The 2991-nt window shown below is 68.7% G+C and carries 2 protein-coding genes and 2 pseudogenes; all 4 read left to right on the top strand.

The window, feature by feature from the left end; translation table 11 throughout:
• Positions 1–165 precede the first annotated feature (165 nt).
• Positions 166–372 (top strand): annotated as a pseudogene (locus tag NMK44_RS39335) (DUF5655 domain-containing protein); the annotation flags it as partial.
• Between the two features lie 120 nt (positions 373–492).
• Complete coding sequence (locus tag NMK44_RS39330) at positions 493–1635, top strand: integrase (protein ID WP_254752546.1); 1143 nt, start codon at positions 493–495, stop codon at positions 1633–1635.
• A pseudogene (locus tag NMK44_RS39325) lies at positions 1524–2276 on the top strand (tyrosine-type recombinase/integrase); the annotation flags it as partial. The gene NMK44_RS39330 and the pseudogene NMK44_RS39325, both read left to right, overlap by 112 nt.
• Positions 2273–2866, top strand: coding sequence for a DUF6262 family protein (locus NMK44_RS39320; RefSeq protein WP_254752544.1), 594 nt, complete (start codon positions 2273–2275; stop codon positions 2864–2866). The pseudogene NMK44_RS39325 and the gene NMK44_RS39320, both read left to right, overlap by 4 nt.
• The last annotated feature ends 125 nt before the right edge of the window (positions 2867–2991 follow it).

Here is a 2991-nt window from a genome sequence, read left to right as displayed (position 1 = left end):
CTGATCGGTGAGTCGGCGTACACGGACAGGCTCAGCCACTCGCACCTCCAGCGATCGAAACGGACGTGACCGCCAATCCAACCGCCCCAGCCGCCAACCCGGCCAACCTTCCCGGTCACAGCACTAGCCGAGGAGAGGAAGGTGTCGGGCCTGAGGCTGTACGGCATGAACACGACGAATGGCGGCGTGGCCGAGCTCACGCCGCGTCTCGCTGAGGTCGAGGCGGATGTGCAGGGTCTCGTCGAGGCGCACAAGGAGACTTTGCTCGGCGTTCGTTTCCTGGCGAGTGAGTACAGCACGGGACCGGTCCACGGGGGCAGGATCGACTCGCTTGGGCTGGACGAGAACGGGTCGCCGGTCATCGTCGAGTTTACCGACCGCAGGTAGTCCTGCCCGTGATGTCCGCCTGGGACTGTGACCAGCACGTTCTGGGCTTGTTTACCGACCTTGTCCGGGGCGTCTGTCATGTTCTGGAGTCGGTACGGAGGACGAGTGGCACGGCATGAGGTGGTCGGGGACCTGAGGGTCCAGCAGATCGAGCGGAAGGACGGGCGGCGTTCGTGGACGATCGTGTGGCCCGAGGGGACGGTGCATACGGAGGCGAACCGGTTCCTGCGTCTGCATGATGGTTCGGGAACGCAGAGGACGTACGCGTATCTGCTGGTGGACCATCTGCGGTGGCTGGAGCGGGAGTGCCTGGCCTTCACCGAGGTCCAACTGCGGTATCTGGAACGGTACATGGGCATCCTCGGTGCCGAGGTCCGCATGCCGCTCGGCGAGCCGTGGCGGGTCGGCAAGCGCCCCTATGGCCGCTCCGCATTGTCGATCGCGGCAGCTTGTCTGAAGGGCTTCTACCTGCATCAGTCCTCCCTTGGGATCAACGGCGAACTCGGCAGGAAGCTCGATAAGTCGCGGCTGCCATCGCGGGTGGAACGGCGCCGTTCGTTCCTCGGGCATGTGAAGTCGTCGCTGCCCACCAACCCGCTGGCGCCGAAGGGGCCGCACCGCCGGCATCCGAAGATGCTTCCGGAGGGCGCTCGGGAGAGGCTGCTGGAGACGGTGAACGCCGCCCGGGACCGGCTGGTTGTCACCTGGCTCGCCGACGGTGGGCTTCGTATCGGCGAGCTCTGCGGACTTCACCTGGTCGACCTGCACCTGCGGGAGGACGCGGCCTGCGGCGAGTGCCGCGCCCCTCACCTGCATGTCTGCCACCGGCCCGGTAATCCGAACCGGGCCGAGGCCAAGAGCAAGCACCCCTGGCGGGTCGAGCACGGCATCGTGACCGGCGGGCTGATCAAACGGGTCAGCCCCGCGATGGTGCACACCTACTTCGAGTACGTCACCACCGAGTACCCGCGCGGCGCCGGGCACGGCATGCTCCTGGTCCAGCTGCACGGCGCCGATACGGGACAGCCGTGGGCGCCGGCCGCCCGCCCACTGCTGCCGAGCGCGCCCACCTGGCGCTGTTCCCCACTGACATCCTCAACCCCGACGGCCGCCGCGCCCTGTCCTACACCTGGTTCCACACCGGCTTCCGCACCTGGATCGCCGACCTCGACCTCGGCGGTCACTACGTCGCCCACCAGGCCCGGCACACGCTGGCCACCCGGCTGCTACGGCACGGCGCGACCCTGACCCACATCCGCCGCTACCTCGGCCACGTCTCCGACCGCATGGCCGAGCACTACGTCCACCTGACCCAGTCGGACCTGGAGAACGTCCTCCAGCACGTGTGGGTCGCCGGCCCCGGCACCACGCATCCTGGCGAACTCCTCACCAGCGACACCACCCCGCTCACCCACGAGCAGGCCCAGGCCCTGGCAGTCGACCTCTCTCGCCGCAGCACCCCCGCCGAGGGCGGCTTCTGCACCTTCCAACCCGTCGTCAACGGCGGCACCTGCCCCTGGAACCTCGACTGCCACAACTGCGACAAGTTCGTCCTCTCGGGCGCCGACCTCCTCTACTGGCGGCGCAAGCGCGAGCAGTGGCGGCTCCTGGCCGAGCGCGCCCCCGACGACGCCACCGCCGACTACCTCCACCGCTACTTCGAGCCCACTGCCCGTGCCATCGACGGCCTGGAGAAGGCCCTGGCCGGCCTCGGCCTCCTCGACGACGCCCTCGCTCTGGACCTGCGCAAACCCCAGGACTACTTCCACCGCGTGTGGTCCACCGCCTTCCGGGCCGCCGACGTCGCCGACGCTGGCGTCGAGGAGAAGAGCGAGTACAGCGATACGTGCTCAGCCGAGGACGCCGACCCCGAACGGGACGTCGCATGACCACCGCCCCCGCACCACGCACGACCGCGGCCCTGGCGGCCCGTCGCCAGAAGACCGGTGCCGCCCTTCAGCGCGTTCACGACGCCATCGCTCGATTGCGGCGTGAGAAGGCCCAGGTCAGCGTCGCCGCCGTCGCCCGCCGCGCGGACGTCTCGCGCACCTTCCTCTATGACAACCCCGATGCCCGGGCCGCCATCGCTTCGGCGATGACGGAGGCCGGCGAACGACGATCGGGGATGCTCGTCGAAGAGGACGACGAACGCGGGGCAACCTGGCGCGAACGCGCGCTGAACGCAGAGGATGCTCTCAAGGCCGCCCACGCCGAAATCCGCACCCAGCGCACCAGCATCGGCGAACTCCTCGGCCAGATCCGCGACTTGGAAACAGAGTGGACCGAGGCGGCCATCCAGCGGATCACCACCGAGAACACCAGCCTCAAGCAACGGGTCCGGCAGCTCACCGCCGACAACCGCCACCTCGACGAACGCCTCCAGGCCGTCCGTTCCAACCTCCGCTTCCAGGACCGCCGCATCGCGGACCTCGAAGCCCGGCTCGCCGAACCAGGGGCAGGGGCAGGGGCAGGAACATGATCCTGCCCCGGTGAACACGGCTTCGGGGAACAATGGAGCAGCCGTCCGGACGGACGGCTGCTCCATTGTTCCCCGAAGCCGACGAAGGACTACGCATTGACCATGCAGGTCCCCGCTCCCCGGCG

The organism is Streptomyces cucumeris (assembly GCF_024295805.1).
GTDB classification, from domain to species: Bacteria; Actinomycetota; Actinomycetes; order Streptomycetales; family Streptomycetaceae; genus Streptomyces; species Streptomyces cucumeris.
This window is presented reverse-complemented; position numbering and strand designations above follow the sequence as displayed.